The sequence below is a fragment of the Bacteroides sp. LFL-34 genome, assembly GCF_027257075.1.
GTDB lineage: Bacteria > Bacteroidota > Bacteroidia > Bacteroidales > Bacteroidaceae > Bacteroides > Bacteroides ovatus.
On the sequence record NZ_JAPQKZ010000014.1, the window covers coordinates 21,136 to 43,482 of the forward strand.

At 50.6% G+C, this 22,347-nt stretch carries 36 protein-coding genes; 4 read left to right on the forward strand and 32 right to left on the reverse strand.

Annotation, left to right across the window (positions count from 1 at the left end; translation table 11 throughout):
* Positions 1-15: 15 nt before the first annotated feature.
* From N5O98_RS10380 to N5O98_RS10435, 12 genes are all read right to left on the reverse strand, one after another.
* A complete protein-coding gene (locus N5O98_RS10380; RefSeq protein WP_004293652.1) occupies positions 16-225 on the reverse strand; it encodes a hypothetical protein in 210 nt (69 codons plus the stop codon).
* A 1-nt stretch (position 226) separates the two neighbouring features.
* Positions 227-445 (reverse strand): hypothetical protein, encoded by a 219-nt coding sequence (locus N5O98_RS10385; RefSeq protein WP_004293651.1) that lies wholly within the window; start codon positions 443-445, stop codon positions 227-229.
* A gap of 51 nt (positions 446-496) precedes the next feature.
* The gene (locus tag N5O98_RS10390) at positions 497-844 is read right to left on the reverse strand and encodes a hypothetical protein (RefSeq protein ID WP_008143041.1); all 348 of its coding nucleotides are present in this window, start codon (positions 842-844) and stop codon (positions 497-499) included.
* On the reverse strand, positions 844-1,776 hold the full coding sequence (locus tag N5O98_RS10395; RefSeq protein WP_008143040.1) for a hypothetical protein: 933 nt from the start codon (positions 1,774-1,776) through the stop codon (positions 844-846). Before N5O98_RS10395 ends, N5O98_RS10390 begins: the two co-directional genes overlap by 1 nt.
* Entirely contained in the window at positions 1,757-1,993 is a 237-nt protein-coding gene (locus N5O98_RS10400; protein ID WP_004322721.1) for a hypothetical protein, read from the reverse strand. Before N5O98_RS10400 ends, N5O98_RS10395 begins: the two co-directional genes overlap by 20 nt.
* A gap of 33 nt (positions 1,994-2,026) precedes the next feature.
* Entirely contained in the window at positions 2,027-2,611 is a 585-nt protein-coding gene (locus N5O98_RS10405) for a hypothetical protein (RefSeq protein ID WP_008143037.1), read from the reverse strand.
* An 11-nt stretch (positions 2,612-2,622) separates the two neighbouring features.
* Positions 2,623-3,048, reverse strand: a complete 426-nt coding sequence (locus N5O98_RS10410) for a hypothetical protein (protein ID WP_224241441.1) — start codon at positions 3,046-3,048, stop codon at positions 2,623-2,625.
* A 41-nt stretch (positions 3,049-3,089) separates the two neighbouring features.
* Entirely contained in the window at positions 3,090-3,320 is a 231-nt protein-coding gene (locus N5O98_RS10415; RefSeq protein WP_224241439.1) for a hypothetical protein, read from the reverse strand.
* Between the two features lie 41 nt (positions 3,321-3,361).
* On the reverse strand, positions 3,362-3,649 hold the full coding sequence (locus tag N5O98_RS10420) for a hypothetical protein (protein ID WP_004322729.1): 288 nt from the start codon (positions 3,647-3,649) through the stop codon (positions 3,362-3,364).
* A gap of 12 nt (positions 3,650-3,661) precedes the next feature.
* Positions 3,662-3,841 carry a hypothetical protein gene (locus N5O98_RS10425; protein ID WP_004322731.1) on the reverse strand — a complete coding sequence of 60 codons (180 nt, stop codon included), beginning with the start codon at positions 3,839-3,841 and terminating at the stop codon, positions 3,662-3,664.
* A gap of 362 nt (positions 3,842-4,203) precedes the next feature.
* Entirely contained in the window at positions 4,204-5,292 is a 1,089-nt protein-coding gene (locus N5O98_RS10430; protein ID WP_008143029.1) for a hypothetical protein, read from the reverse strand.
* On the reverse strand, positions 5,289-5,768 hold the full coding sequence (locus N5O98_RS10435; RefSeq protein WP_004293642.1) for a hypothetical protein: 480 nt from the start codon (positions 5,766-5,768) through the stop codon (positions 5,289-5,291). The genes N5O98_RS10430 and N5O98_RS10435 overlap by 4 nt, the downstream gene beginning before the upstream one ends.
* Positions 5,769-6,013: 245 nt before the next feature.
* Here N5O98_RS10435 and N5O98_RS10440 point away from each other — a divergent pair, with 245 nt between their 5' ends.
* A complete protein-coding gene (locus tag N5O98_RS10440; RefSeq protein ID WP_171059016.1) occupies positions 6,014-6,292 on the forward strand; it encodes a hypothetical protein in 279 nt (92 codons plus the stop codon).
* Between the two features lie 345 nt (positions 6,293-6,637).
* Here the strand turns inward: N5O98_RS10440 and N5O98_RS10445 are convergent, their stop codons facing one another.
* The 18 genes from N5O98_RS10445 to N5O98_RS10530 form a co-directional block, all read right to left on the reverse strand.
* The gene (locus tag N5O98_RS10445) at positions 6,638-7,900 is read right to left on the reverse strand and encodes an RNA-directed DNA polymerase (protein WP_008143026.1); all 1,263 of its coding nucleotides are present in this window, start codon (positions 7,898-7,900) and stop codon (positions 6,638-6,640) included.
* Positions 7,893-8,561 carry a hypothetical protein gene (locus N5O98_RS10450; protein ID WP_008143024.1) on the reverse strand — a complete coding sequence of 223 codons (669 nt, stop codon included), beginning with the start codon at positions 8,559-8,561 and terminating at the stop codon, positions 7,893-7,895. Before N5O98_RS10450 ends, N5O98_RS10445 begins: the two co-directional genes overlap by 8 nt.
* 13 nt (positions 8,562-8,574) lie before the next feature.
* Positions 8,575-9,222, reverse strand: a complete 648-nt coding sequence (locus N5O98_RS10455) for a hypothetical protein (protein WP_004293639.1) — start codon at positions 9,220-9,222, stop codon at positions 8,575-8,577.
* Between the two features lie 28 nt (positions 9,223-9,250).
* Positions 9,251-9,496 carry a hypothetical protein gene (locus tag N5O98_RS10460; RefSeq protein WP_004293638.1) on the reverse strand — a complete coding sequence of 82 codons (246 nt, stop codon included), beginning with the start codon at positions 9,494-9,496 and terminating at the stop codon, positions 9,251-9,253.
* Between the two features lie 12 nt (positions 9,497-9,508).
* Positions 9,509-9,688 carry a hypothetical protein gene (locus tag N5O98_RS10465; protein ID WP_008143020.1) on the reverse strand — a complete coding sequence of 60 codons (180 nt, stop codon included), beginning with the start codon at positions 9,686-9,688 and terminating at the stop codon, positions 9,509-9,511.
* Positions 9,689-9,698: 10 nt separating this feature from the next.
* Positions 9,699-10,019, reverse strand: a complete 321-nt coding sequence (locus N5O98_RS10470) for a hypothetical protein (RefSeq protein WP_004303957.1) — start codon at positions 10,017-10,019, stop codon at positions 9,699-9,701.
* A 5-nt stretch (positions 10,020-10,024) separates the two neighbouring features.
* Positions 10,025-10,504: a hypothetical protein gene (locus N5O98_RS10475; RefSeq protein WP_004293635.1), complete on the reverse strand. Its 480-nt coding sequence runs from the start codon at positions 10,502-10,504 to the stop codon at positions 10,025-10,027.
* Positions 10,505-10,508: 4 nt separating this feature from the next.
* Positions 10,509-10,784, reverse strand: a complete 276-nt coding sequence (locus N5O98_RS10480) for a DUF3846 domain-containing protein (RefSeq protein WP_008143017.1) — start codon at positions 10,782-10,784, stop codon at positions 10,509-10,511.
* 15 nt (positions 10,785-10,799) lie between these two features.
* Positions 10,800-11,258 carry a hypothetical protein gene (locus tag N5O98_RS10485; protein WP_008143016.1) on the reverse strand — a complete coding sequence of 153 codons (459 nt, stop codon included), beginning with the start codon at positions 11,256-11,258 and terminating at the stop codon, positions 10,800-10,802.
* Positions 11,255-12,145: a hypothetical protein gene (locus N5O98_RS10490; RefSeq protein ID WP_008860787.1), complete on the reverse strand. Its 891-nt coding sequence runs from the start codon at positions 12,143-12,145 to the stop codon at positions 11,255-11,257. The genes N5O98_RS10485 and N5O98_RS10490 overlap by 4 nt, the downstream gene beginning before the upstream one ends.
* 10 nt (positions 12,146-12,155) lie before the next feature.
* On the reverse strand, positions 12,156-13,253 hold the full coding sequence (locus N5O98_RS10495) for a hypothetical protein (protein ID WP_004293631.1): 1,098 nt from the start codon (positions 13,251-13,253) through the stop codon (positions 12,156-12,158).
* 40 nt (positions 13,254-13,293) lie between these two features.
* Positions 13,294-13,821: a hypothetical protein gene (locus N5O98_RS10500; protein WP_004293630.1), complete on the reverse strand. Its 528-nt coding sequence runs from the start codon at positions 13,819-13,821 to the stop codon at positions 13,294-13,296.
* 5 nt (positions 13,822-13,826) lie between these two features.
* Entirely contained in the window at positions 13,827-14,066 is a 240-nt protein-coding gene (locus N5O98_RS10505) for a hypothetical protein (RefSeq protein ID WP_004293629.1), read from the reverse strand.
* A 4-nt stretch (positions 14,067-14,070) separates the two neighbouring features.
* Positions 14,071-14,283 (reverse strand): hypothetical protein, encoded by a 213-nt coding sequence (locus N5O98_RS10510; RefSeq protein ID WP_004293628.1) that lies wholly within the window; start codon positions 14,281-14,283, stop codon positions 14,071-14,073.
* A 149-nt stretch (positions 14,284-14,432) separates the two neighbouring features.
* Entirely contained in the window at positions 14,433-14,690 is a 258-nt protein-coding gene (locus N5O98_RS10515; RefSeq protein WP_004303959.1) for a hypothetical protein, read from the reverse strand.
* A 16-nt stretch (positions 14,691-14,706) separates the two neighbouring features.
* Positions 14,707-15,216 (reverse strand): hypothetical protein, encoded by a 510-nt coding sequence (locus N5O98_RS10520; RefSeq protein ID WP_230324554.1) that lies wholly within the window; start codon positions 15,214-15,216, stop codon positions 14,707-14,709.
* A 153-nt stretch (positions 15,217-15,369) separates the two neighbouring features.
* Positions 15,370-15,639, reverse strand: coding sequence for a hypothetical protein (locus tag N5O98_RS10525; protein ID WP_008143004.1), 270 nt, complete (start codon positions 15,637-15,639; stop codon positions 15,370-15,372).
* A gap of 167 nt (positions 15,640-15,806) precedes the next feature.
* Positions 15,807-16,379 (reverse strand): hypothetical protein, encoded by a 573-nt coding sequence (locus N5O98_RS10530; RefSeq protein WP_004293623.1) that lies wholly within the window; start codon positions 16,377-16,379, stop codon positions 15,807-15,809.
* A 1,923-nt stretch (positions 16,380-18,302) separates the two neighbouring features.
* Here N5O98_RS10530 and N5O98_RS10535 point away from each other — a divergent pair.
* The 3 genes from N5O98_RS10535 (at position 18,303) to N5O98_RS10545 (ending at position 21,483) form a co-directional block, all read left to right on the forward strand.
* Positions 18,303-19,094: a hypothetical protein gene (locus N5O98_RS10535; protein ID WP_004293621.1), complete on the forward strand. Its 792-nt coding sequence runs from the start codon at positions 18,303-18,305 to the stop codon at positions 19,092-19,094.
* 534 nt (positions 19,095-19,628) lie between these two features.
* On the forward strand, positions 19,629-20,876 hold the full coding sequence (locus N5O98_RS10540) for an AAA family ATPase (RefSeq protein WP_004293619.1): 1,248 nt from the start codon (positions 19,629-19,631) through the stop codon (positions 20,874-20,876).
* Positions 20,851-21,483 (forward strand): RloB family protein, encoded by a 633-nt coding sequence (locus N5O98_RS10545; RefSeq protein ID WP_004293618.1) that lies wholly within the window; start codon positions 20,851-20,853, stop codon positions 21,481-21,483. Before N5O98_RS10540 ends, N5O98_RS10545 begins: the two co-directional genes overlap by 26 nt.
* Positions 21,484-21,634: 151 nt before the next feature.
* Here the strand turns inward: N5O98_RS10545 and N5O98_RS10550 are convergent, their stop codons facing one another.
* Together N5O98_RS10550 and N5O98_RS10555 are read right to left on the reverse strand one after the other, a co-directional pair.
* Positions 21,635-22,078: a hypothetical protein gene (locus tag N5O98_RS10550; RefSeq protein WP_004293617.1), complete on the reverse strand. Its 444-nt coding sequence runs from the start codon at positions 22,076-22,078 to the stop codon at positions 21,635-21,637.
* Positions 22,065-22,304, reverse strand: a complete 240-nt coding sequence (locus N5O98_RS10555; protein WP_004293616.1) for a hypothetical protein — start codon at positions 22,302-22,304, stop codon at positions 22,065-22,067. Before N5O98_RS10555 ends, N5O98_RS10550 begins: the two co-directional genes overlap by 14 nt.
* Positions 22,305-22,347: the final 43 nt, after the last annotated feature.

The following is a 22,347-nucleotide window of genomic DNA, read 5'->3' on the forward strand; positions in this document are numbered from 1 at the left end:
CCCGTTGCATGGCGGTCACCATATTCTTATGTCATAATCTTTAAAATAGTATTCCAACTCTTTTAATCCTTCCAAAGAGTGCAGCTCGTTCTTTCCGGTCACTTCGATGTCGACGGATACTGCATTTTCATCTTTGATGTTTACTTTGGCATTGTCAAATACGCATCTTACATATTCTGCAATGCATGAGGCAGGCAGGTCGTTTTTTACAATATTAAGTACCATATTATTTATTGTTCATTAAATGTTTGCTACGTCCATAAACCGGGCACCGCTTGCGGTATCTGCATTCGCCCCGGGCCGCGTCGGTATGCGCCCGGTGCCATTCATCCCAGCTCTTCACTCCATTGTCTGTAAGGAATATGATCAGTTGCATGCAGCAGAAACCGCGTTCCTCACGTTTCCGGTCATGAAGGTTGGCCAGCCCGTTATCTTTAGGTTTCATACAGGTTTGATGTTACGGCAGGTTTGCTCGAAACGCCTTCATGGCATATCATTAAAACCATGAGACATGCACATAGGCATCGCTTTGGTCACTGCCGTTGATTAGACAATCGAGTACTTCGATAAACTTTTCCCGGTCCATCCCGACCTTTGCCAGGCAGGAATAAAATTCTTCGGCATTCTGCCGGAAGGTTTCATCCTGTTCTGAGATATGTTTTCTTAGCTGCTGCAGACCCGAACGGGCTATTTCGAAGTCATCGGTATAGGCGTCTTCTGCGGAGTTATCAACTTCGAACATTGTCAGGATATCATAAAAGATATCCTGACCGTCCCCGCCATACATACCCGGATATTTGTATTCGATTTGCCAAACTCTGGCTACATGTAGTTTTCTGGCCATTATCTTTTCATTTTTCGGATTTGTTGTCTTATGCAGTGCAGCATCAATTCGATACCACGGATGCTTTCCTCATTCTCTTTCAGTTTGTAATAGTAGGCGTTCGCTTCGTCGTAGTCTTCCCGTGCCTTGCGCAATCTGCATTCCTTGGCGTCACGGACCTGTTCATGGGACAGGTCGTAACCGATGAACTCGTCCATGAAACAGGAAACCGTACGCCCGTAATAGTGGTCCGTGCGGGTTTCCACCGCAGTACGGATGATGTCGTCGCACCGCCTTCCGAGTGTCCGGAGTACGTCGCTGATATGCCGGTCATGGTACTCGTAACCGAAGAAACGGGTATACCACTCGTGTTCCTGCCGGTTTGTCTTCCCCGCGTAATACTCGTACCATTGGGCGTCGCACTTGGTGTGCCTCTGGGTAACCTTGAATATGGCATACTCTTCACCGATCCATGTAAAACGTGAGAGTATCTCACTCGCTTCTTCCTCATAGTAGCTATCCCGCCAATTCAATTCTTCGGTCTGGCTGAGCGGGAGGAATGACTGTTTGGTGATCCACTGCCCGAAACCTTTGTGCGTGACATGCGGAAGCACTTTCACGACCTTGCTCCATGCCTCGTTGCAGGCTTCATCCAGTGAAGGGAAACTTTCAGGAAAGCGTTCCCTGTCCGTTCCGTCTCGCAACACCTCGTTCCAATCTTTGTCGCAGACAATGAGGGTGAGGTCCTCCCTCACATGGCAGTCGCGTTCGCAATAGCCGTAGGGAGCATCGCAGAGCGTGTACCACTCCTTCGGTCCATAACCGTCGTCACGTCCCAGATAGCGTCTGGGCTTCCCCTTCTCTGTCTGCACCTCCCATACTTCCGTGCAGTTTCCACGGTCGATATGGTGCAGGCGTACCCTGATTTCCTTGTTATCTCGTTTTTCTTCCATGTCGTTCATTTTTAGTATGGCCTGTCTTTTTCTTTTCGAGAATCCGGTAGATTTCTTCAAGGTCATGCTCATTGTCTATCGGTTGCCCGTATTCCGTATCCACGATGACCACCCTGGCATTGGCCAGGTGACATCCTGCTATCGTCTTGTCATAGTCGCTCCATTCAGGATTGATTTCTGTTACCGTGTCAAATTCAAGTCCGTATGATGTCTTCATTGTATTTCCAGTTATTATGCGTATTTTTCTATTTTATGCTGCCGCTTTGTTCTGCCCGTCGATAATATGCCTGCATTCGGCTTCCAGTTCTTTCATACATTCCGTACCATAGAATCCCCAACAACTGTCCAGTTCATTGTCATCGTCACTTTCCGGCATGATGCGATACCCGAAAACTTCCCCGGTATAGTAGTTGTCAAGGGTACTGATTTCGTCTTGCAGGTATCCCTCGATCCGCTTCCTGCGTTTCGCGGTGATGTTCTTCCACCCGTATTCCCGGCGCACCTTGTCCAACGGTACCGCGATGATTCCGAAAAATCCGGAATCCCACGGGCAGCTGAACGGCGAGGTGGATATTGTAATGCCGCCATGGTCGTAGAGGTAGACCGGCAGGGCGATATATTCCTTCAGGAACGATTCCCGGAAATTTCCGATATGCCCTTCAAAAACCTTGTCGATATCGAAGTGGTCATCAAACTCCTTCTCCGGGCGGTAGCGACGATGTGCCGTATAAAGCGTACCGAGATTGTCATACGCTTCACGCGGGCTTCGGGCGTCATCATCATAATAGATGTTGATGCGATACCCGTTATATTTGATTTGATTATATAGATTCATTTGCCTGGGTATTATGTTTTGTTACAAAGTCTTACAAATTGTTCCGTAATCTCGTCCCGCTCGAACTCGTCGCAGTTCAGGTCGAAGAATATACCCGAAGCCGCGAGCATGTCACGGGCTTCTCCGTAGGTAAGGTCGTTCCTGTGCCTGTATCTGTCCACCATATCCCGATGTTCGGCTTCCGCCCGGTCGTGCAGCCTCATTTTATACTGCCTGTACCATGCGGGGAACTGTTCCTTGGAAACCATATGTTCCAGCTGCAAGTCCCGGTATCTTCCCGGTGCCAGCAGGATGTGGCTGTCAATGTAGGACTTCGCCTCGGCTATGATTCCCTCCCTGGTGAAGGGACGGTGGGAGCGTGCCGTGAAATGCACCCATCCACCATGCAACGGGTGTTCGATTTCAATCTGCACACCCTGCCTCCTGACATGTACCACGATATAGGCGGTCTGGCCGGGGAACATATCGTCCTTGAGGCTCACTTCCCGGCAGGCCGGCGGGTCAACATGGATGTAGTGGTCCTGCCTTGCGCCCTCGAGGAACCTTTCAAGCTGCCGCATCGACTGGCAGTAGATGAATGTCCCCACGCGGCACTGGCCTCGGCGGATGTCGCCGTAATAGTACTTTCTTGCCCTTGCTCCGGTAATGCGGGACTCGTCCGATGCCTCGAAATAGCTCCGGTAGGTATCGTCCGTACGGCAGAAATCATATATTTCCTGAAAAGTCCTTGTTTTCATTTGTTACTCCTTTTTATGTATTGTCTTCTTCCGGCGGGGGAAATTCCCCCGTCCTGTAAAATATCTCTCCGAGACGGTCAGCCTGTTCCGCCAGACCTCTCTTCCGGACAGCCGACACGGCATCGCATGCGGCCTTTTCGTACATGCCCAGCAGTACCGCCTCGGGCAGGCGTTTCGTCCGCCACACCTCCTGTGCGGTGGCGAGCATCTCCACCTCGCAGCCCAGATGGGCGGCTGTGAGGATAATGACGGCATTGCCGATAAAGTTCGGTATGCGTTCTTCCTGTTGTTCTCCTTTCATTGTTCCGTGCCTTTAATCCGTTTCGAACTCGTCTTCATAGACCTCGATCTCCTTCCCGCTCTCGCAGATGCGTACCAGCCAGGTGTATTGGAGCCGTTCCAACAGCTCTATACGGCGATAGCCCTTGTAGGGCACTTTCAGCGTTGCAATGTCTCCCGGTTTCATGTCAGGCGGGTATTTCAAACTGGACATGGAAATGGAATTCGCTTATCAGGCTGCAGATCTGCGGTACTGATTTAGGATCCTCCCCGTAAGGGTAGAAGATGGTCCGGCAACGTGTCAGGCATCGGATACCCTGTTTTCGTAACCGGTACAGCAGGTAGGCCCTGCGTCGTAGTTGTTTCTTGCTCATCGTATAAAGGATTATGTCGTTTTGATTAGAATAGCGGTGTGGTCGTCAAACAGGGGCATCTCTTTACGTTTTCGATGTAATGCCTCCATTGAAAGATGCTCATCTTGTGTTAACAGGGATGAGCATCATTTCAATGGAGGGAGTACTAATTTATTCTGACCCGCCACACCGTGCCGCCTACCGGGCGGATGGAGATGACGGCCTATTTCTTACGCCATGCCGCCATCTTCTTTTTGATGTTGATATTGTTGTCCGCCAGCATTTTTTTCAGGACTGCCAGCAACCGCCAGCCTTCTCCGTTTTTATACTCTTCCGCCTTGGCTGACAGGAACGCCAGTGACTGGTACTTGTCCAGACGCCGACCCCGGTCATTGACAGCCGTGCAACCGTGGAAACGAATCAGGTTCTGCATGGTAAAGAACGCCCCGGCTCCCTTATAGGCATCCATCCATGCCTTGCTTTGAGGAGTGCCCCATGGCAGCCGGATACGACGGTCATTGAACTGTCTGACCGCGTTGTAAAGCTGTGTGGCGTCCAACGCGTGCCTGATGTGGGTTATCGCGATGGAAAGCGGGTAGTACAGTTTGGATTGCAGGTCCTCCACGAAAATATTACGGCCGTGTATACGCTTGTAGGGAACTCCCTTGCATTTTCTTGTTTCCAGGTTGCCCACGTGTTTTTTCAGCGCGTTGACATAGTCGCTCGCGATGGCCAAAACCACATCACGGTTGAACCAGCGGTTTCTCTCGGCAAAACCCGTGATGTCCTTGTGTTCCATCTTCATCTGGGCGTGCAGCTCGTTCAAGAGCATTTTCCACTGGTAATCATAGCCTTTCCGGTGAATCATCTCGGTCACCCCTGCCGGCTCTTTTTCACGGTAATGCGTGTATGACATCATATGGAACATTTGTGCCATGACCCACCGGCGGAAGAGTCGGTTGTTGGGAACGGTACCCTGTGCCATGATGCTGCCGAATATCGGGTCGTTGTCATCCAGGATGGTAAGTTTCCCGTCTTTGTTGGAGGCGATATACTCGCCGCCCTCGGCTCCCTGCATGGCGAACAGGCAGCTCACGTCCACACCGGCACCGCGGAGTGCCTCGATACGCTCCCGCGCCCCTTTGGGAAGTCCGGCGGGAGAATTATGGCCGGCCACCACCGGATAGACGGTGCCCAAATCCGAATTCTTGCCGATAACGGTGCCCGTGGCGGCAAATTCCTTGTCCGCGATGGCGAATTCCGTGCCGCATCCGGGGCACAGGACTTTTGTTTCTTGTTTCTTTCTGCTCATTGTGAATTTGTTAATAGTTGATTACTTCCGGGTTCCACCCATTTTCTGAGTATCACCAGGTCCTTGTCTTTTTCGCTTTGCCAGAACCATTTGCCCATCGTTTCGGGATTCCATGTGAACCCGCCTATAATCCGGCAGAGGATATAGAATTCCAGCTCGAATTGCGCGGTATCCCGGTGTTGCCCGTACAGCATGTCCCCGTCCTCGAGGTCACTTTCGGGCAATGCCATGAAATACCGGCGGGACTTGCTCTGGCTGCGCTCCGATGGTATCGAATGTTTATAGCGGCGGTACAGCTCCTCCACATCCGTGAAAAAATCCCCGCAGCCGTACTCCGGCAACCACGGAGCGCCATCATACCTGCCGTTCCGTATCATGTGTCTCCCGTTTACTTTTAAACTTCTGGACTGGAAATCAATCCGGAAATTTGCGCCGTTCTCTATGGCGGTGACGGTTTCTCGGTAAATATCTTCCATTTTCTCACCTGTTTACAATTAATGGCACTCAAACCCCTAGCGCGTATCTTTATAGTCCTGATAAATACAGTAGGACTTCGGTCCTGAACCAGGTAGTTGCCTGGCTCAGGACCAAGCTTGAATACTGTATCTTGAATTTGGGTCCCTCGTGCATATGCGGTCGCGCTACCTTCTGTTCAGGGGACTCATCCGGACGGCACATCCCTTTAAAAACCTGATACGGGCCGCGAGTACAGCTGGAACCTGTGTCATCTGTCGTGTTAGCAGGAGATGACACAGGCTCCAGCCGTGTGAATTGCGGCTCTGTTGAAATCCCGGCCTTGCCCCCTTTGCCCTGTGCTGTTCTTTTTGCGGTTCCCGGAATGCCGGCACGTTCCTTTACAGGTCCGATGTCTGCTGTGGCGGAAGCCGGAATGGCGCCGTCGTATAACGTTAGGGATACGACGGCGCGAGACGGGCTTATCGGGGACAGCAGGCTGAATCCATTCCCCCGAACCGCACGTTCCCGTGCTGGAAAAGACTGAAAGTTCTCATAATACCGGCACATGGCTTTATGCTTCCGATGTATCCCGCGTATGGGTCTTCTGCGGAGTCCGAAGGCGACGGTCAGCCGCCTTCAGACTCGGAAAGAAGACGTTGGTACGCGGGATGCCCAAACCTATTCCTTGAACTTTCCCGGTGTGCTCCGGTAACGGGTGCGGGACAGACGGCACATGACTTTAATTTCCCGATACATTACAGGCGCAGCCAGAATCGAGATGGGATTAACCGGGTGTTAGACCGGTTAATCTCGATATGGATTCTGGTTATAAGCCTGTAACGTTGAATAGCCTGCCCGTCCACCCGTTCTGCCGTGTGCCCGGCGTAACTTATAGCGATGCCACCAGCGTGTTGTACACCGCCCGGCTGGTCAGAAGGGCGTTACGCATGCAGCCGACAGTCAGGTAACCCGGTATGTCCCGGTCTGTTTTATCGCGGTTGGCCTTCACGTTGCGTCCCCGTCCCCGGACGATGCAGCCATCCGGTTTGGTTCGGACATATCCCAGACCGCCGATCTTGCACCTGCCCGTCTGAATGGCTCTAAAGCAGTCCATCACGAACTTGTTCAGCTCGTTGAGGTCACTCTTCACATTACAGACCGGCAATACCTGTATCGCCCAGCTGAACTCGCCCTTGTACAGGTAACGGTTCACGGCGTCCACGGCTTTTGCCAGTGTCGTGTCCCGGCAGCGGATTGTCCGCCGCTCGATCTCGTGCTGGAAGGTCTTGATGCGTGATGACGAGAGCGAGACCATGCCGCCCTTGATACTGAATCCTAAGAACTTGAACCAGACATCGGCTGCCAGGTATTCCACTTTCTTGGGATTTAGCTTCATGGATTTATCTTCCAGGCGTTTTTGGAGTGTGTCCATCGCTTTTTCATAATCCTTGCCGATAAAAAGCATATCGTCGGAATACCGGACGTAGTAGCCGTTCATTTGTGACAGTTCCCTGTCTAGGTCGTAGAGCAGTACATCCGCCAGCCAGCTAGCCACAGCACAACCCTGTTTCAAGGATTGATACTTGCTTTGCAACCGGTTATCTTCATCGAAATAGAGGTCCGAGTGGTAATATTTCCTAAGTACGTCTATCAGGGCAGACTGGCCGTGTTTGGCCTCCACCTTGTCGAACGCCTCGTCGATGAACCGTATCGGAACACTGTCGAAGTATTTGGAAAGGTCGGACTTCCAGCCCAGACAGCCGCTATTGCCGGTTTCTGTCATCCGGTGGCTGACTTCCGTAACTACCTTGCCGCACCCTATACCGGTCTGGTAGGACTTGCACGAAGAGTGCAGCATCTCCGGCATCAACTCGAAGAGCAGGTCGTTGGCGATACCCAGTACTACGCGGTCCATCGGCTCGTTTACGTACACTGTGCGGAACTCACCGTTGTCCTTGGGTATCTGCGCCGTGTGGGGAGGGGAAATCTCGTACTTTCCCCGGCGCATGGCATAGGCCATCGCCATACGGGTATGCTCGTCGGTCAGCCGAATAAGTTGGTCTTTCCTAATGTCTTTCAGCACGCCTTTCTCAATGGCCTTCGTCCACTGGCCTATGTCGAAGAACATTTGCAATATCTTGTCTTCATTCATAGCACTCAAAACTTTTTTGGGAAAGGATAAAATTCAGTATGTCCATGCCGGATTCTACGTCACATTCCTGCTCGTACTCCTCGCCCGTGTAGTAACTGTAACCCATGATGAAGATTTTCCCGTCTTTCCGGAGCGACGCGTTCGTGATGACCAGTTCCACGGGGTCACGGTCCACAACATGGAGATAGGTCGAGGATTGTTCACCGTTGTCATCAAGGCTGCCGCCACACTCGGAAAGCAGCTCCACGGACAGGGCGTAACATTTTTCATTCAGGGCTTTCTCCGCCACGTGATGGTTGTTCATCTCTTCCGTAAGTGTTCGGATGCGGTCACCGCGTCTCTGCTCGGGAACCGGTTCGAAAGCGGTTTCGAACATCCAGACAGGCATCCATTTATGGAAGACGGCGGGTCCCAAGCGGCATATGTAAACTTCATCGTTCTCTTTCTCCGTCTCCGGGATATCCATTCCCGAGGCTCGTGCTGCCGCTACGCTCATGCGCTCGAAACCGCCGAGGCAGGAAGGTGCCGACTTCAAACGGTAGGGACGGATGTTTCCTACAGGGACACCCATTGACATAAGTAGCATCCCCTTAAAAGTGTCGGTAACGGGAGTGGTTTGCTGTTTGTTCATTCTTTTATTCATTTTCTGGTCTTTGTACATACATTATGATTTCTCACGCATCCTCCGCAAGGGCTACAAGCCGCTCTTCCGGCAGCAGGAACTCCTCGTCCGTGAAGTAATAGCAGATTTTCCGGTCCACGGCCTCCGCCTCGTCCGATATGGGTGCGCCGTCTTTGCCGACCAGCACGTCTTGCAGACCCGTTACAGAGACTAGGGTTTTGTATTCCCCGCCCGTTCCACGGAACAGCGTCAGTTCCCTGACAAAATATTCCCTGTCATTCCATGTGATAATCTCAAACATTTCCTCCACTTCCGGGAACAGCCGGCACAGGACCGGAAACAGTTTGCAGGCATCGCTCCGGAGCATCAGGAAGACACATTCCATCAGGCATAGTCCGGCATCTTTGAGCATGGGCAGCAATACGTCCGTGCCTGCTCCGTTTGCCTCTGCCACTATCAGGGCTTTCCAGTATCCTTCCTGGAATGAGTCCGTCCAAGGGATGAGTTCGGCTGCCCTGACGGAATAGGAAACCGCGATTTCTTCCGGATTGTCCTCGTCCGTGGAAATCAGTCCTATTTTCGTGTCATCTTCGACAGGCTCCTTTACCGGCAGGCAGACTTTCATTTTCCGGAACGTGTCCGTGTCCTCGTCCGCCCAGTTGACAAAGCCGCCGAATCTTATAAAATCATATCTGCTCATTTGTCATTATTGTTTATTGTTATTTACCTTACAATTCTTCCGGTTCTCCATCGTTGATACTCCGGTAGAAACGGTCTCCGTCCGCCCACTTCTTGGCGGTGATAGCCAGCTCGAAAGCTTCCTCTATGGAAAGGCCGTCGGCGGGAAGGGCATCAAGGAGTTCTCCCATGCATACGTCATTCTCGCGATACTCTTTCTGCACCTTTCCGAGTGTCATTCTGCCCTTGTCCGTCTTTTTACGCCACAAAAGCATCTGTTGTATCCAATTTTTCATGCGATTCTTTTATTAAAGGAAATCCTTGGCATAACTGCGGGCTTCATTGAAAGTGTTGAAGCCGATTCCACTCATGCAAGAGATTGCCCAGTATCTTAATTTCCTGCTTTCGGCACGGGCAAGATAGATTTGCCCGATACAAATCCCGTCTTTGAGAATGTCATGCCGCTTGTCTTTTGTAATCCGTACCATGTTCCGACATTCACTTGTCCATTTTCCAAAATCCGTAATCGGACCCGTCACCGAGATGAGCACCGAAATAGTACCCCTCCGGTGAGTAACTATCGAGCGTGTCGAACAGCGATTCCAGCAATCCCGCCGCGTCATCGCTGTTCCACCAGTCTGCTTCTTTGTCCTCCATGGCATGGGCGGGGATGGCATTCATCACCTGCACGTACTCCGGTGTGTCACGGATAACGTCCAAGAACGCCGGAATCAGGTCCTGCGTGCGCATCGTGCCGTGGGAGATACTCTCTCCCGGCACGGCATGGAGGCGGTTTTGTGTCCTCTCGTCTATGAACATGGCATTTAGATAAAGGGCAGACGGGTATCTTCCAGCATGGAGGCCAGCATTTGACACATCTCGTATGAAGCACGGTTGCGGTCGTCAATGCAGCGTGAATCACGCCCTGCCATAGCGGTAATGGAAGCCTTTACCGTTCTGAAGAATGTCTGTTCCAGTGTCTTGTGGAAATAAGGAAGAGCCTGGGCGAAACGTTCGGACTTGAATCCCAAATCGTTCATGGCGTATTCCAGCTGTTTGGCCGCCTTGTACTCGCGGCTGTTCTCCAGGCTTTCCGGAATATCACCGAACTGTGCGGTCCGGAGCTGGCGTTCCAGTTCGATGACGGCCACCGAAAGCAACAGCTTGATGGCTTCCGGGTTGCCGATACCGTGTTTCTGCCCGTCAGCGGTATGGAACTCGATCAGGTTTACACTGTTATTCTCTTGTAATTCTTTGTAGCATGCGAGGGTCTTGCTGAGCGCTTTTGCTTTCTCTTTATCCATAATTTTATCTGATTTGATTGTTATTGCACACAAGTACGTCCCCAACGATGAAGTCTTTCGACGCCGGGTGATGAGCACGGAATATCCTGCTCGCTTCAAGATTGAGGGACAGAGGGATAAGTTTGCCTTCCTCGTTGACGACCATTGTCGTGCTCCCGTCCAGTTCCACCAGTTCGATGTAGCCGCCGACAATCGCCTGCATCTCCTCCAGCGTGAAGTCTGAGCCATTGGCTGGCTGCACGGGTTGGCGTGTTCCGTCCGTTTTGATGATTTCTGTCATAGTTGCTTTGAAATTTTAAGATTCATGACTCGCCAGTATATCCAAAATCTGTTGCAAAGGGAATTTTTCAGTATAGAATCGCTCGTCGGTATGTTTGCCGTACGCCCGGTATCTGGCTTCCCCGTTTGCAAATACCGCCAAGATATGACTGACCAGCACATTGTCCGGCGGAACCAACCTTTCCAGTTCCGTTTCGGTCAGTTCCACGAAGCACCAGTTATTGTCTTCCGGCAAGTCCTCGCTGCCCAGTATCCCGTCCTCGTCCGGCTGGTAAAAACCAACCGATATGTCATAAAAGTTCAAAGACTGGAAACTGATGTCATCCTTGAATGGCTTGACGGCTTCCAGCCTGCCGGACTGTGTCTGTCTCCACTCTTTTGACAGGTACACGATTGCAAAGTCGCAGCAATCCCATGCACTGTCAGTTCCTGCCTTGAGCAGGAGGTATGGGGTAGGTTCATTTGAGATTTTCATCGTATTTCCCTCCTTTTATGCCACGCGTGATACCGTTTCACGGTGCGTAGCTGGTTAATGATATGGCCAAAAAGCTCGCGTGAATAGATGCGGTAATGGAACACAGCCGAATACTCGCATACATTGCCGTGAAAGTCCACGTGGGAGCGGTCATCCGCAAAGTCGAACAAGTCGCCCTGGATTTCCAGCGTGTATTTGTTCTTCCGTAGCCAGTCAAAAAACTCGAAGATGTCCTTCTTTTGGGAGTAGAAAGTGCAGTATTCGTAGCGGTTTCCGCGCAGGTTCCTCAGCAATGCCGCCATCTCGTTCCGTTCCCGGCGGTCGCCAAATTCGGATCCCGTCCGAGTGGCGAGGTTCTTCAGGAAATATATTTTACCTCCATACTCGAAATAGTACGGTATGTAGGTGACCGTCTTTTTGTACCAATTGACATATTTGACAAAGGAAGCCTTCTTGACGATGGCGGGATGCAGGTTTACTTTCTCCATGTGTTCCCGAATCTGGCGGTAGATTTCCGCATTGGAAAGACGTATGGGACGTTCCGCCCGGAAATACCTGCCGTCCGACTCGAAACAGAGCGCGTACAGGTTTCGGTAATACGGTTCCCCGACAAAGAACCAGTCGCTCTGCATGCGGGCCGGAGGCAGGCATTCCAGCAGTTCGTAATAACGTTCCTCCGTAATTTCATGGAAGGGCTTGCAAAGTGCCCGGGTATAACGCTTCACAAGCAGTGTCATGCGTACCGGTGATACAGCGACCAGGTACGGGTTCTTCTCCCTTTCGCGCAGTGCTTCCAGCGTCTCGCCGCCGTAGTCGCTGTGCATGTCATCCGACATCGACGTGAGGCATGTCCCGTCGAAATAACGTGAATCGATGATGTATCTCATGGGCACTGGATTAAATGGTTATTTTCAACACCTGACCGGCGGCATATTCGGCATTGCGGGTGAGCTGGCGCTGCCATGCCTGGTTGCGTGGCGCCCACTTGAAAGCGTTACGCTTCAAGGTTGTACGCATATCGGTATCGGGTATTTTGTCGAAGAGGATTTGCAGGCGGTCTTCTTCGAAGTTGTAGACCACCTTGCCGCCATCGAACGGAATCTCACGATTTTCACGGCTTGCCCGTTCCTGCTGCTTTTCCCGCACCTTGCGGACGAGTTCGGGATACTTGAAGATTGAATGGCGTGCCGTGACGACAGGTTTCTTGACTTTGTCGTTCCACTCTCGCAGACGAGCGACGGCACGGTCGATGATTTCCACGTTGCCATGGTTGACATAGGTGGAGAGTCGCCCGGCGAGGTTGCTGACGAAGAGAGCCCGGCTATAGCCTCGTGCCGTACCCGTATCGATACCGTGAATGGTCGAGGCGGCATCGTCGATAAAGGCTTTGACCTTCTGCCACTCCTCCTCGAGACGCTGTTCTTCGGGCTTGGCCGCTTCGGTAGCCTTGCGAATCGCTTCGAGTGCACGTTCTCGCCATTCCCGGAACGCCGTGACGCTCTTGGCGTGGCTGTTGCAGGCCTTTTCGTTGCGGCCCGTGTTGAAGCGTGCAGGTCCCGTAATCATCGCGCTGGCACAACGGCTGTTGGCGGCGATCATGGCAGAGAAATAGCGTTTGTAGTTTTCCATGTAACGTTCCCGCTGCTGCTCGGGCATCGACTGCAAATCCTCGTGCAGTTCCTTTTCGTGCGAGGCGATGTCTGACTCACCCCGCTCGTCGGGTGAGAAGGAGGTGAGGTTGTAGGAGCTGCACGCCTGCTTGAAATATTCTTCCAGATAGCCCGGGTGCGCCACTTCCACAACTTCCCAGTCCTTGAAGTCCGCCGGGGCGAGGATTTCTTCCTTGCCCGGATTCCCTACAAGATGGGAATAGCTGCAATACCCGTGTCTCTTTCCCCTGAAAAGAAACGCTACCGGTTCGCTTTCCGGGGCATCCACACGCCGCACCATGGTCACACGATGGGCATTTTCCTTTGTCAATAATGTTGTTTCCATACCTTTCTTCTTGATTTCGTTATTTGATTGTTTCCGATTTTTATTGTTGCTTCATCCGGGCGGCATGGTCCATTACAGAGGCGAACCCCACCTCGATACCTATCTGGTATCCGCCCTTGATAGTCGATTCCAGCTCCGCCTCGCTTTCGATCAGGGATTCCGAATCATCGGCATAAAGCCTGTACAGGGAGAATACGTCTGCCTCCCATAGCTTCCGGGCATTTTCCGCCGATACAAGCAGCCACACGAAACCGTCCTCACGGGTTACCTTGACGGCGGCTTCGCTATGGCTCAGAGTCCGCCACTCCTTGATGTCCAGTGCCACCCTCCACACGATATACATCAGCGCATCGTGGCGGCTTTTAATATCAGGGGAATCGCACAGGCGGCTGGCCACATCTTTGAGTGTCCGGAAAGAGTCCGCCATGAACTGCTCCACGACATACGGCTTTTCGGCAATGGCGGAACAGGCATCGTCCGCCCTGCCTGATTCCGGAACGGTCTGAATATCCTCCTCTTCAAGGAAGATTTCACGGTGCAGGTAGTCCAAGTAGTAATATGATTTCATTCCGCTTATTCTTTGGGGGTGAAAGTGATTCTCGTGTGCCCGTCATAACCGAAGGACGGTTTCAGGCCGAAGGCTTCGGCATCACTGCTGATGCAGCAGATGTCCCAAATCTCCAACCCTCCGGCGCAGGTTATGACGGTATTGTTTTCAGATATTTGCGGCGACTTGTCTTTCAATGCAGCCCCGCCGCAGATGCCGCGTAGAATAACACCACGCTGGTGGGTAGTAAGTTCTTTCGTTTCCATAGACCTAATCTTTTGCTTTTACACCGAACATGTTCTCCATTGTACTGGCGAGGGCTTCCTTGAAACCGTCGCTTACGCCCCAGTATTCAAGTAACCCGTTGCCGATGACCTGCATCTGTTTGTCGGTGGGCATATCGCCATCATACCCGTATTCCTTGAGCAGGGCACGGCTGATGATGACACCTTTTATCTCGTTGATTCTATGTTCCTCTCCCATAGCCGTTAATACATCTTTACCCGCAGACCAGATATCTGCTTTCTCGTTATTTCTGTCATTTTCTTTATCCGTTTATAAAAGCATAGGGGCATTCCGCCCCCATAGTTGTTATTAATTCATATTATTTTGCATGATTTTTTCCGGAACACCTATCCGGCATAGATGTACTTGAGCTTGGGCACTCCGTTCTGGAGCACGGTGAAGGCGTTTTCTTCCACCTGCACGTCCTTTGCCTTTGGCCACCATAGCCACGAGAGTTTCCCGTCGGGTTTGAGGAATGCCACGGCATTACCCTGCACTTTCCCGACCTCACGCACGCCGAGGTCTTTTCCGCCCTCGAACAGCCGGACACACCGCCACTTCGAGCCAAGCGTCATTTTCCGTTTCACGTCTGCTAATGTTTTCATACTCATTGCGTTTTTATTATTGCATATAAATTCTGCATTTCCGGTTGCACCGTCTCAGGCTGTCCGCCGAGAGCGGATAACTGCGGTTCAAATGGTCGGGAAACCCTTCTCGGAACATCAGCTCCGCCGTAGCGTACTCCTTGCACCATTTCCGCCGACGTCTCCCACGGGCAGGTCTCGTTTCCGGCATCCGCCTTTTCGGAGATTTCGGCACACGCCATTTCCCACCGACAAACACCGCTTCATATTCCCGTTGTAACACGCCGCTGCAATACGCCGCCACGCTGACAGCGGGCACACTTCCGAGCTGTCCCGTCGCGGCAAGGCTGTCAAGCGTATCGGTGGCAGCCTTGAAACTGGCAAAGCACCCGTAACTGCGGGTGCGCTTTGCGTCAAACACTTCTATCATATTTATTCGTTTTATTATTGGCACATCCGTTCTCCGCTTCCCCGCACAGGATAACAGCGGAAGCACGGCAGGCGGTTCCGCAGAACGCCAGACCGTGCTTAACCGTGTTATATACAAGGTAGGCACAACGCCTCACGGCGCAAGGAAGTCATATCGGAGGGAATTTTAGAAAAGTGCGGGCATTTCAGGGTGCAATCCTGACACAGTGTATATCAATGCCCGAAAAAGCGCGCACGCCCCGCAGTTTCCGCAGCACGTGTGCGCGTCATGTCACTCGCCATCGTCCCCGCTGTCAATTCCTGCGGTGATGTTGCATATCTCCTGCAATGCCGATTCTATCTGCACAAGGTCGTCGATGTCGAACTTCACGGCATCGCAGTCCTTCTCCCACACTTGGCGGGCTATGAAGACGGCATCATGCAGCGACCGCTCGGACTCTTCCAGAGCGGTCTTCAGGTCGTCCACGGTGTACTCCCCGTCCTGCGGCGGAGGTACAGTCCCGGCACCGTTTTTTGCCGGGAAATTCTTTTCGCCTATCACGTTACAGTTGCTTTCGCCCGAAATGAAAAGCGCGTATCCGTGGCATACGTCACAAGAACACGCGCTTACGACGGCAGATACGAAAAGGGCAGGCAGTCCCACACGTTCAGCGGGCTGCCTGCCGTCCTTTTGCCTTTTTCGGGCAGGTTTCAGTTACTCCGTTGCCCTTATGCCGCCTTTTTGCTTTCGTCGGCAACCGTTCCGGCAGGCTGTTCCGCCACCTTTTCAGCCTTGCCGGTCTTGGTCGTTTTCTCGGTTGGCTTTTCGAGGCTGGCGAGGTTCGGGGCGAAATCCATGGCGTTGCGGATAGCCTTTGCAGCGGCATGGATTGTCTTTTGGAAATCACGGTTTGACTTCTCGAGGTCTACTTTGGTCGGCACAAGACCGATACGCGCCCAAACGCTGTCGGTAAGGTCGTACTTCTTGATACGATTTCCCGACTTCTCGCAGATGATGATTTCCGCAGGGGTTGTGGCACGGAATTTCGAGCGTATGCCGTCGGCATCGGCACGCAGTTTCTTTTCCTCCGCAATGGTGTGCCACATAGTTGCGACCATGTTTTTAATCACACGGAAAATCTCGTTGTCCGACTTGTCGGCAGGCTCAAAGTCCGCACCGAAAAAGTGCTGTGCCGTCTGCACGAGTTCACCGTCCTTGTTGGTAGAGTTGTAAACCAACATGATACCTGCAAACGAACCGATGTTTGCATACTGTTCCTTGTTCAATTTAGAAGTTGCCATAATGATAAAATTTTAGAAACACTGCGCAAAATCACGCATTGCGGGCACTCGGGGAGTCGAACCCCGAACTTTGCACCATAGCGCAAAGTGTGGCATTTCCTGCCACGCGCCCAAAAATTTGCCGTGCATTTCACCCTGCACGGCAAAATTTTTCGTAACTTTGTCGCACTTAAAACGTACCCCATAGCAGAGCTATCCAAATGAGCGCATTTTCGGCATATCGTATCTTTGCACGAGTTCTACTCATCGTGTCGTGGCTCTGCGCTGCTTTACTCCAATTTCGGCAAGACGCTTCTCTGGCACGTTCCGGATCTTTTCCAATCCGGCAGCTAACAGTAAGGCGGTGGGCGGCTGGTGATTATGGGCATAACATTGGCAATGCTCTTTTCTCAAGCTCCGTGCGGACTGTTTTTCCGCTACCGTGCATTTTATCTCCGTGCGCACAAGGGCGCAATTATGGCATTATTCTTGCACGTCCTTTTCAGTGGCGGTATTCTCAATACTCCCAGCGACTTGCAAAAGTCTTGACGTATTTCCGGCACTCGGAATAAATACGATTTATCCCGTTCCATAAATTTCCCTACTTTCGTAGGTTGGCAATACTGGTATTATTGCCCCGTGCGAAGCGTGGTTATTTAACGCACTCTTTAAGCGTACCTAAACGCACACGGTGTTGTTTCGGGTGTTACCCTTTGACGGCTCAACAACTCACTTTCGTGTAAACGCCGTTTTTGTTTCTCGCTCTCGGCGGTCTTTGCTTTTCTGTTTTTTAATTCTGTTTTTTACTATCTATTTTTTTATTCGTTTTTCTCCGTACTTGTTTGCCGTTTGTTTGGCTTTCGAGTACATGACTATTATAAAACCGTTTTTCAGAACTGCAAAACTTTTTGAGAAAAAAAATTTGGAACGTTCCAAAAACAGCCTTTTTGCGAATATGGAACGCACGCGCGCGAAGTGAATTTGTAAATAGTTGAATATCAATAAAATAGAAAAAATGATTTTCTTTGAAAAAAATTTTTCCTTTGCAAAAATCAAAAAAGCCCCGTTTCAACGTATGTATAAAATCAAAATCAGTTTTGTCTATTGATTATCAGATTATTAGCTGCTTAAAATGGATAAAATAGGACTGAAAAGATTTTTTTACTTTCAATTTGTAAGCAAAGATAATGTAAAAGACGTTTTTAGGCTTACTTTATACAAAAGTAAACCTAATAAATTATTGATATTCAATGGTGTAATAAAAATAAAAAGATTAGGGAGGGTGTACCCTCGGGTGCGGATTCGGTCTCTGTCCTCGGGCCGTTTTTTCAAGTCCGGTTTTCCAAAATGGCTCAAAATGCGGCTTTCGGATTGAAACTGTAAGCAGGTATCAAAAAATATACAGTAAAGTACTTGTATTTATCATGGTTGCTTAAGGTGCTGGTGTTCACCATGTCCCATATTTTTGAAATATTCTCATTTGTGGATGCCTGTCCTTTCAATTTTCACGGGTGTACAGACTTTCTGCACGATTTCCGGGTTCCGGCTTGAAGTTGTTTTTTAGATACGCTGAAAACGCATCAAAAAATATATAGAGACACGTCGGTATATTGACTGTTCTTAACCGGATTGGACGACGGAAAAGGAGGATGTGTATTCCTGTCATTCAGTATGTTCGGATATGCTTTTCACAATCGGACAATCTTGTAATGTTTTGTTCCTTAATCATATAGAATATACAGAACGAAGCTATCCACATGGATTCCGACTTATTTGTACGGTTTTTGTGACTTTATACAGGAAACCGTGGAAATGCAGAAGAAATGGGGTTCAGTCACCTGCCTTTTTGGTGAATTATACGTATATTTGCCGTATTGTATCCACTTATGTATGAAGTATGGCATTTTGCTGTTACAGGAAATATCTGGATAAAGAATCGAAAGAATGGAATCATATCATAAGAAGAAAATCGGGAGTATTCCGAAAGACAGCACGGGTGGGTCGTCCATTCGCAAGGGAATGGTCGTCTTCAACGGTGGGACATCGGAAACCGGACTTGTGGGAGATGTCACGGGTAATTGCGTGTCGGTTCCGGTAAGGATGACTGCGGGCAGAGAACTCGTTACCGATGACGCGGTCATGTTTCTGAATGATTGCCGGGAAGCGAGCGCAGAGCAAAAGATTGCCCTCCAACGCCTGCTGAACGAAGGCCATCTTGCATGGGACAAGCGCCGGGGTGTATGTTCGGAATCTCTCTATGCTCCCAAAGACGGACAGTTGGTAAAACTCAGTATCCTGGATGAGCATGTAATACTGGGGGCTTTCAAGGAAATCGACGCAAAAGGACGTGTTGTGCTGTATTGCCTGCTGGACGAAGACGGGAGCCTGCGCTATTCCCTGCATGAAACAGTCGGGTACGCGGTGAATCTCCAGATACTGCCTATCGGAACCAGTGGCCGTAGCAGGCTTTCCGATGCTCTACGCCAGAAAGGGCTTGCATGGAACGGACGGCTGAAGGAACTCGAACGGCTGGCAACACGTGTCAGACGCGGTGACAAGTACTATTACCTGAATGACATACTGGAAATCCGTGAATGCAGGGACAACAACAGGCCGGCGGACAGGAAACGGTTGGAATGCGGGAACTATTTCATGGAGCGGAGGGATGCCGAACTGGTACGTGACTGCGTGCGCTCTGTCGTAAGGCTGAACCGCGACAAGGATGCCAGACGGTAAGAGGGTGACGGTATAAGGTATTCGTTCTGTTTCTCTCTCTTGTATCTGGGGAGGAAGTGGTCCTTTAATCCTCATCTTATCCGTTTTCAACACTTTCCGATTCAAAAAAACAAAAAAACAGACGGCGTGCCGTCTGTCATGATTTGTTTCTTTTTTGGTATCTTTTTTCTTTGCGTCAAAGAAAAAAGTACATCTTTCTTCTTTCTTCTTGTATAATACTACTTATAGTATTGTTGCTACATTTGTAACACCCCTCCTGTCAGATACACGGTACATTTGTACCACATTGAGGGGAAAGATGTGGCGAATTTCGCGTCTTTCCACCCAAATTCCACTATCGGGAGCATGAATCGCAAGCCGATGTTGCCGCTTCGGAAAATTGCAGTCGCCTTTTGCAGGGCAGCATTGCAAGAACGAAAACGGTCTGATTTTCACGTGCAGGAAAATAACCGCAAAAAGAGATCCGATAAAACATCTATATATGAAAAATATCCCCTATATTTGCATAAAATTTACATATAACTGCGATATAATATGATTATTCAGTTCACAGTCGAAAATTTCCTTTCGTTCAAGGAGCCGGCGACCTTGTCTTTGGCTGCTTCCGCGCTGAAAGAAAAACAGACCCGGTCCGATGAGATTGTTTTTGAGCTTGAAGGTACGAACCTCTCTTTGCTGAAGAGTGCGGTCATCTACGGGGCCAATGCCAGCGGGAAATCGAATCTGGTCAAAGCACTCGATTTCTTCAAATGGTTTGTCATCAATTCCTCCAAAGGCGTGCAGTCCGGCGAAAGCATACGGGTGGAAAGTTTCCGTCTCAACCGGAGGACGGAACAGGAGCCCAGTTATTTTGAGGCGGTCTTTGCCGACGAAACGGTCCAATACCGCTATGGGTTCGAAGTCGATGAAAAACGTGTACACCGGGAGTGGCTTTATCAAAAGGGCAACAAGCGCAAGGCAAAGGAGGTGGAACTGTTCCTGCGTGACGGCGATGAGTATGAACTGCATCCCAAATTTTCGGTCGGCAAAGAGGTTGTCGCCAAAAAAATGGTGCGCGACAATGCGCTACTTCTTTCCGTGGCAGCACAGTTCAACGAAAGCGTCTCGGTGGAAATCATGGGATGGTTGGCCAACACCACGATTGTTCTTGGCAGCAGCGACGAGCGGATTTGGGAAATGGCGATAGCCCAGATCGATGATCCGTCCATGAAAAGGCGTATTGTGGAGTTTGCCCGGTTTGCAGACTTCGGAATCGACGACATACGCAAGGTTGACAATACAGTCATCAGTTCACACCAGCAATATGACGAGGAGGGCAACGCCACGAAGACGGTCACTTTCCCGTTCCGCGTAAACGAATCGGAGGGTACGATCAAATACTTCTCGCTGGCTTATCCTATAATCGACGCGTTGGATCATGGCAAAAGGCTGGTTGTCGACGAGTTCGACTCGAAAATGCACCCTCTGTTGACAAGTCGCATCATCGGGCTGTTCAATTCCAGAGTGACAAATCCCAGGAATGCACAGTTGATTTTCACGACACATGACACCAACCTGCTTAATGCAAGCCTGTTCCGCAGGGATCAGATCTGGTTTACACAGAAAGATTCGTTTGGAGCCTCGGAACTCTATTCGTTGGCGGAATACAAGGTTCGCAACAGTGCACCTTTCGAAAAGGAGTACCTGATGGGGAAATATGGCGGTATCCCTGTCATCGGCCAGTTTGAACGGTTATTTGACCTGAGGGAGGAAGAATATGGCAGCACGGACGAACAAGCGTGATCCACGCGCGGCACGGACACTCAGGCGTATCAGTTTTGTCCGTGAGGTCAAACAATCCTTCCTGATCATCTGCGAGGGGGTAAATACGGAACCGGATTATTTCAATGCATTTCGCCTGACTTCCGCCAATATTAAAGCGGTAGGCCAGGGACTCAATACGGTAGGTCTTGTCCAAAAGGCTTTACGGATGAAAGAAGAAGAGCGGAAGAAAGGACGCGAGTATGACCAGTGCTGGGTGGTATTTGACAAGGATGACTTTCCCGATCGGGATTTCAACCGGGCTATCGGTATGGCGGAAGCCGGTGGCATGAGGGTGGCATACAGCAACCAGGCTTTCGAGTATTGGTTCTTGCTGCACTATAACCTGGTACAAGGCCCGATGCACAGAAATCAATATGAAACAAAGCTATCCGGCTTGTTGGGCTTCTCCTACAACAAGGAAGCCGGTACAGGCGGTCGTGTTTTCAGGGAGCTGGGCGGTAAACAGGCTCAGGCCATCACGAACGCAAAAGCCGTATTGCGCCGAATGGAGGGAATACCGCCGGCACAGGCGGAATCTTCGACAACGGTGCATCTTCTTGTGGAAGAACTGAATAAGTATATTTAGCATATTCTGTCGTTTGCCCGGATAATATTGTACCCGGCTACCACCTCCTTCCGGTTTTATCGGATTTTATGTCGCAAAAACACAAAAACAGACGGCAAATCACAACGATGCCGTCTGTTTTTATTCATTTACGTTCCGTGGACAGATACGCTCAAACTTTTCGGTGTCTCTCTTTCCATTGGCTGACCTCTTCGTCAGAGACGGATGCCACGGTCCTTTTTTCCACATCGAACATCCGATGACAGAATGCCCTGGTAGAAAAAGGATTTCCAAGTTCCGCCAATATCCCTACAAGCCGGTTGTAGGAATCCATGTGCCACAGGTAATCGTACATCCCGCTGACCGGCACCCGTTCAAGCAATCCCATACGCGTTGTCTTTTCCACGCACTTGTCGAAAATCCGCGAACCCATCTCCATGTTCTCCATGTAGTACCGCTTGCTGCGCAAGGTGTCGTAACCTTTTTCACGCAGGCGTGTACGGTCTGCCATGTACAGCATGAAGATGACCTCTTCCGGGGTGAACGCGCCGACCAGCCCGGTGAAGCATTTCATAAACGGTATCACGTGTTGCCTTTTGTCGTCATTCCCTTTCATGTCCGTTTTCGCGTTCGTTCGTCCGTAATGTTTCCGCTTCCCCGTCATCCTTAATCGACGGATTGACATAGAACTGGCATATCCTGCCGTTTATCATCGGTTTATACACGGCGTATCCCAGTTTTTTGGCGTAACGCCCCACGGATACGCGGTTGGCGAACTTGCCGGTATGTTCCGTCAGGTGTTCCGACATCTCCCCGACGGTCATTCTGCTTTTCAGTTTCATATCATTCGCGTTTAAATGTTTTCCTGATAAAGGATAGCCGCGA

Excerpts from the sequence above, each read along its gene's own strand:
- N5O98_RS10540 (WP_004293619.1), top strand. The coding sequence starts at position 19,629 with ATGATTATTCAGTTCACAGTCGAAAATTTCCTTTCGTTCAAGGAGCCG.
- N5O98_RS10385 (WP_004293651.1), bottom strand. The coding sequence starts at position 445 with ATGAAACCTAAAGATAACGGGCTGGCCAACCTTCATGACCGGAAACGT.
- N5O98_RS10430 (WP_008143029.1), bottom strand. The coding sequence starts at position 5,292 with ATGAGCAGAAAGAAACAAGAAACAAAAGTCCTGTGCCCCGGATGCGGC.
- N5O98_RS10420 (WP_004322729.1), bottom strand. The coding sequence starts at position 3,649 with ATGAAAGGAGAACAACAGGAAGAACGCATACCGAACTTTATCGGCAAT.
- N5O98_RS10480 (WP_008143017.1), bottom strand. The coding sequence starts at position 10,784 with ATGACAGAAATCATCAAAACGGACGGAACACGCCAACCCGTGCAGCCA.
- N5O98_RS10435 (WP_004293642.1), bottom strand. The coding sequence starts at position 5,768 with ATGGAAGATATTTACCGAGAAACCGTCACCGCCATAGAGAACGGCGCA.
- N5O98_RS10390 (WP_008143041.1), bottom strand. The coding sequence starts at position 844 with ATGGCCAGAAAACTACATGTAGCCAGAGTTTGGCAAATCGAATACAAA.
- N5O98_RS10475 (WP_004293635.1), bottom strand. The coding sequence starts at position 10,504 with ATGGATAAAGAGAAAGCAAAAGCGCTCAGCAAGACCCTCGCATGCTAC.
- N5O98_RS10485 (WP_008143016.1), bottom strand. The coding sequence starts at position 11,258 with ATGAAAATCTCAAATGAACCTACCCCATACCTCCTGCTCAAGGCAGGA.
- N5O98_RS10530 (WP_004293623.1), bottom strand. The coding sequence starts at position 16,379 with ATGGCAACTTCTAAATTGAACAAGGAACAGTATGCAAACATCGGTTCG.
- N5O98_RS10460 (WP_004293638.1), bottom strand. The coding sequence starts at position 9,496 with ATGAAAAATTGGATACAACAGATGCTTTTGTGGCGTAAAAAGACGGAC.
- N5O98_RS10500 (WP_004293630.1), bottom strand. The coding sequence starts at position 13,821 with ATGAAATCATATTACTACTTGGACTACCTGCACCGTGAAATCTTCCTT.
- N5O98_RS10405 (WP_008143037.1), bottom strand. The coding sequence starts at position 2,611 with ATGAATCTATATAATCAAATCAAATATAACGGGTATCGCATCAACATC.
- N5O98_RS10395 (WP_008143040.1), bottom strand. The coding sequence starts at position 1,776 with ATGGAAGAAAAACGAGATAACAAGGAAATCAGGGTACGCCTGCACCAT.
- N5O98_RS10555 (WP_004293616.1), bottom strand. The coding sequence starts at position 22,304 with ATGAAACTGAAAAGCAGAATGACCGTCGGGGAGATGTCGGAACACCTG.
- N5O98_RS10545 (WP_004293618.1), top strand. The coding sequence starts at position 20,851 with ATGGCAGCACGGACGAACAAGCGTGATCCACGCGCGGCACGGACACTC.
- N5O98_RS10550 (WP_004293617.1), bottom strand. The coding sequence starts at position 22,078 with ATGAAAGGGAATGACGACAAAAGGCAACACGTGATACCGTTTATGAAA.
- N5O98_RS10465 (WP_008143020.1), bottom strand. The coding sequence starts at position 9,688 with ATGGTACGGATTACAAAAGACAAGCGGCATGACATTCTCAAAGACGGG.
- N5O98_RS10510 (WP_004293628.1), bottom strand. The coding sequence starts at position 14,283 with ATGGGAGAGGAACATAGAATCAACGAGATAAAAGGTGTCATCATCAGC.
- N5O98_RS10415 (WP_224241439.1), bottom strand. The coding sequence starts at position 3,320 with ATGATTTCTGCCGTACGGACGATACCTACCGGAGCTATTTCGAGGCAT.
- N5O98_RS10495 (WP_004293631.1), bottom strand. The coding sequence starts at position 13,253 with ATGGAAACAACATTATTGACAAAGGAAAATGCCCATCGTGTGACCATG.
- N5O98_RS10470 (WP_004303957.1), bottom strand. The coding sequence starts at position 10,019 with ATGTTCATAGACGAGAGGACACAAAACCGCCTCCATGCCGTGCCGGGA.
- N5O98_RS10455 (WP_004293639.1), bottom strand. The coding sequence starts at position 9,222 with ATGAGCAGATATGATTTTATAAGATTCGGCGGCTTTGTCAACTGGGCG.
- N5O98_RS10535 (WP_004293621.1), top strand. The coding sequence starts at position 18,303 with ATGGAATCATATCATAAGAAGAAAATCGGGAGTATTCCGAAAGACAGC.
- N5O98_RS10380 (WP_004293652.1), bottom strand. The coding sequence starts at position 225 with ATGGTACTTAATATTGTAAAAAACGACCTGCCTGCCTCATGCATTGCA.
- N5O98_RS10515 (WP_004303959.1), bottom strand. The coding sequence starts at position 14,690 with ATGAAAACATTAGCAGACGTGAAACGGAAAATGACGCTTGGCTCGAAG.
- N5O98_RS10400 (WP_004322721.1), bottom strand. The coding sequence starts at position 1,993 with ATGAAGACATCATACGGACTTGAATTTGACACGGTAACAGAAATCAAT.
- N5O98_RS10490 (WP_008860787.1), bottom strand. The coding sequence starts at position 12,145 with ATGAGATACATCATCGATTCACGTTATTTCGACGGGACATGCCTCACG.
- N5O98_RS10445 (WP_008143026.1), bottom strand. The coding sequence starts at position 7,900 with ATGAATGAAGACAAGATATTGCAAATGTTCTTCGACATAGGCCAGTGG.
- N5O98_RS10450 (WP_008143024.1), bottom strand. The coding sequence starts at position 8,561 with ATGTACAAAGACCAGAAAATGAATAAAAGAATGAACAAACAGCAAACC.
- N5O98_RS10505 (WP_004293629.1), bottom strand. The coding sequence starts at position 14,066 with ATGGAAACGAAAGAACTTACTACCCACCAGCGTGGTGTTATTCTACGC.
- N5O98_RS10425 (WP_004322731.1), bottom strand. The coding sequence starts at position 3,841 with ATGTCCAGTTTGAAATACCCGCCTGACATGAAACCGGGAGACATTGCA.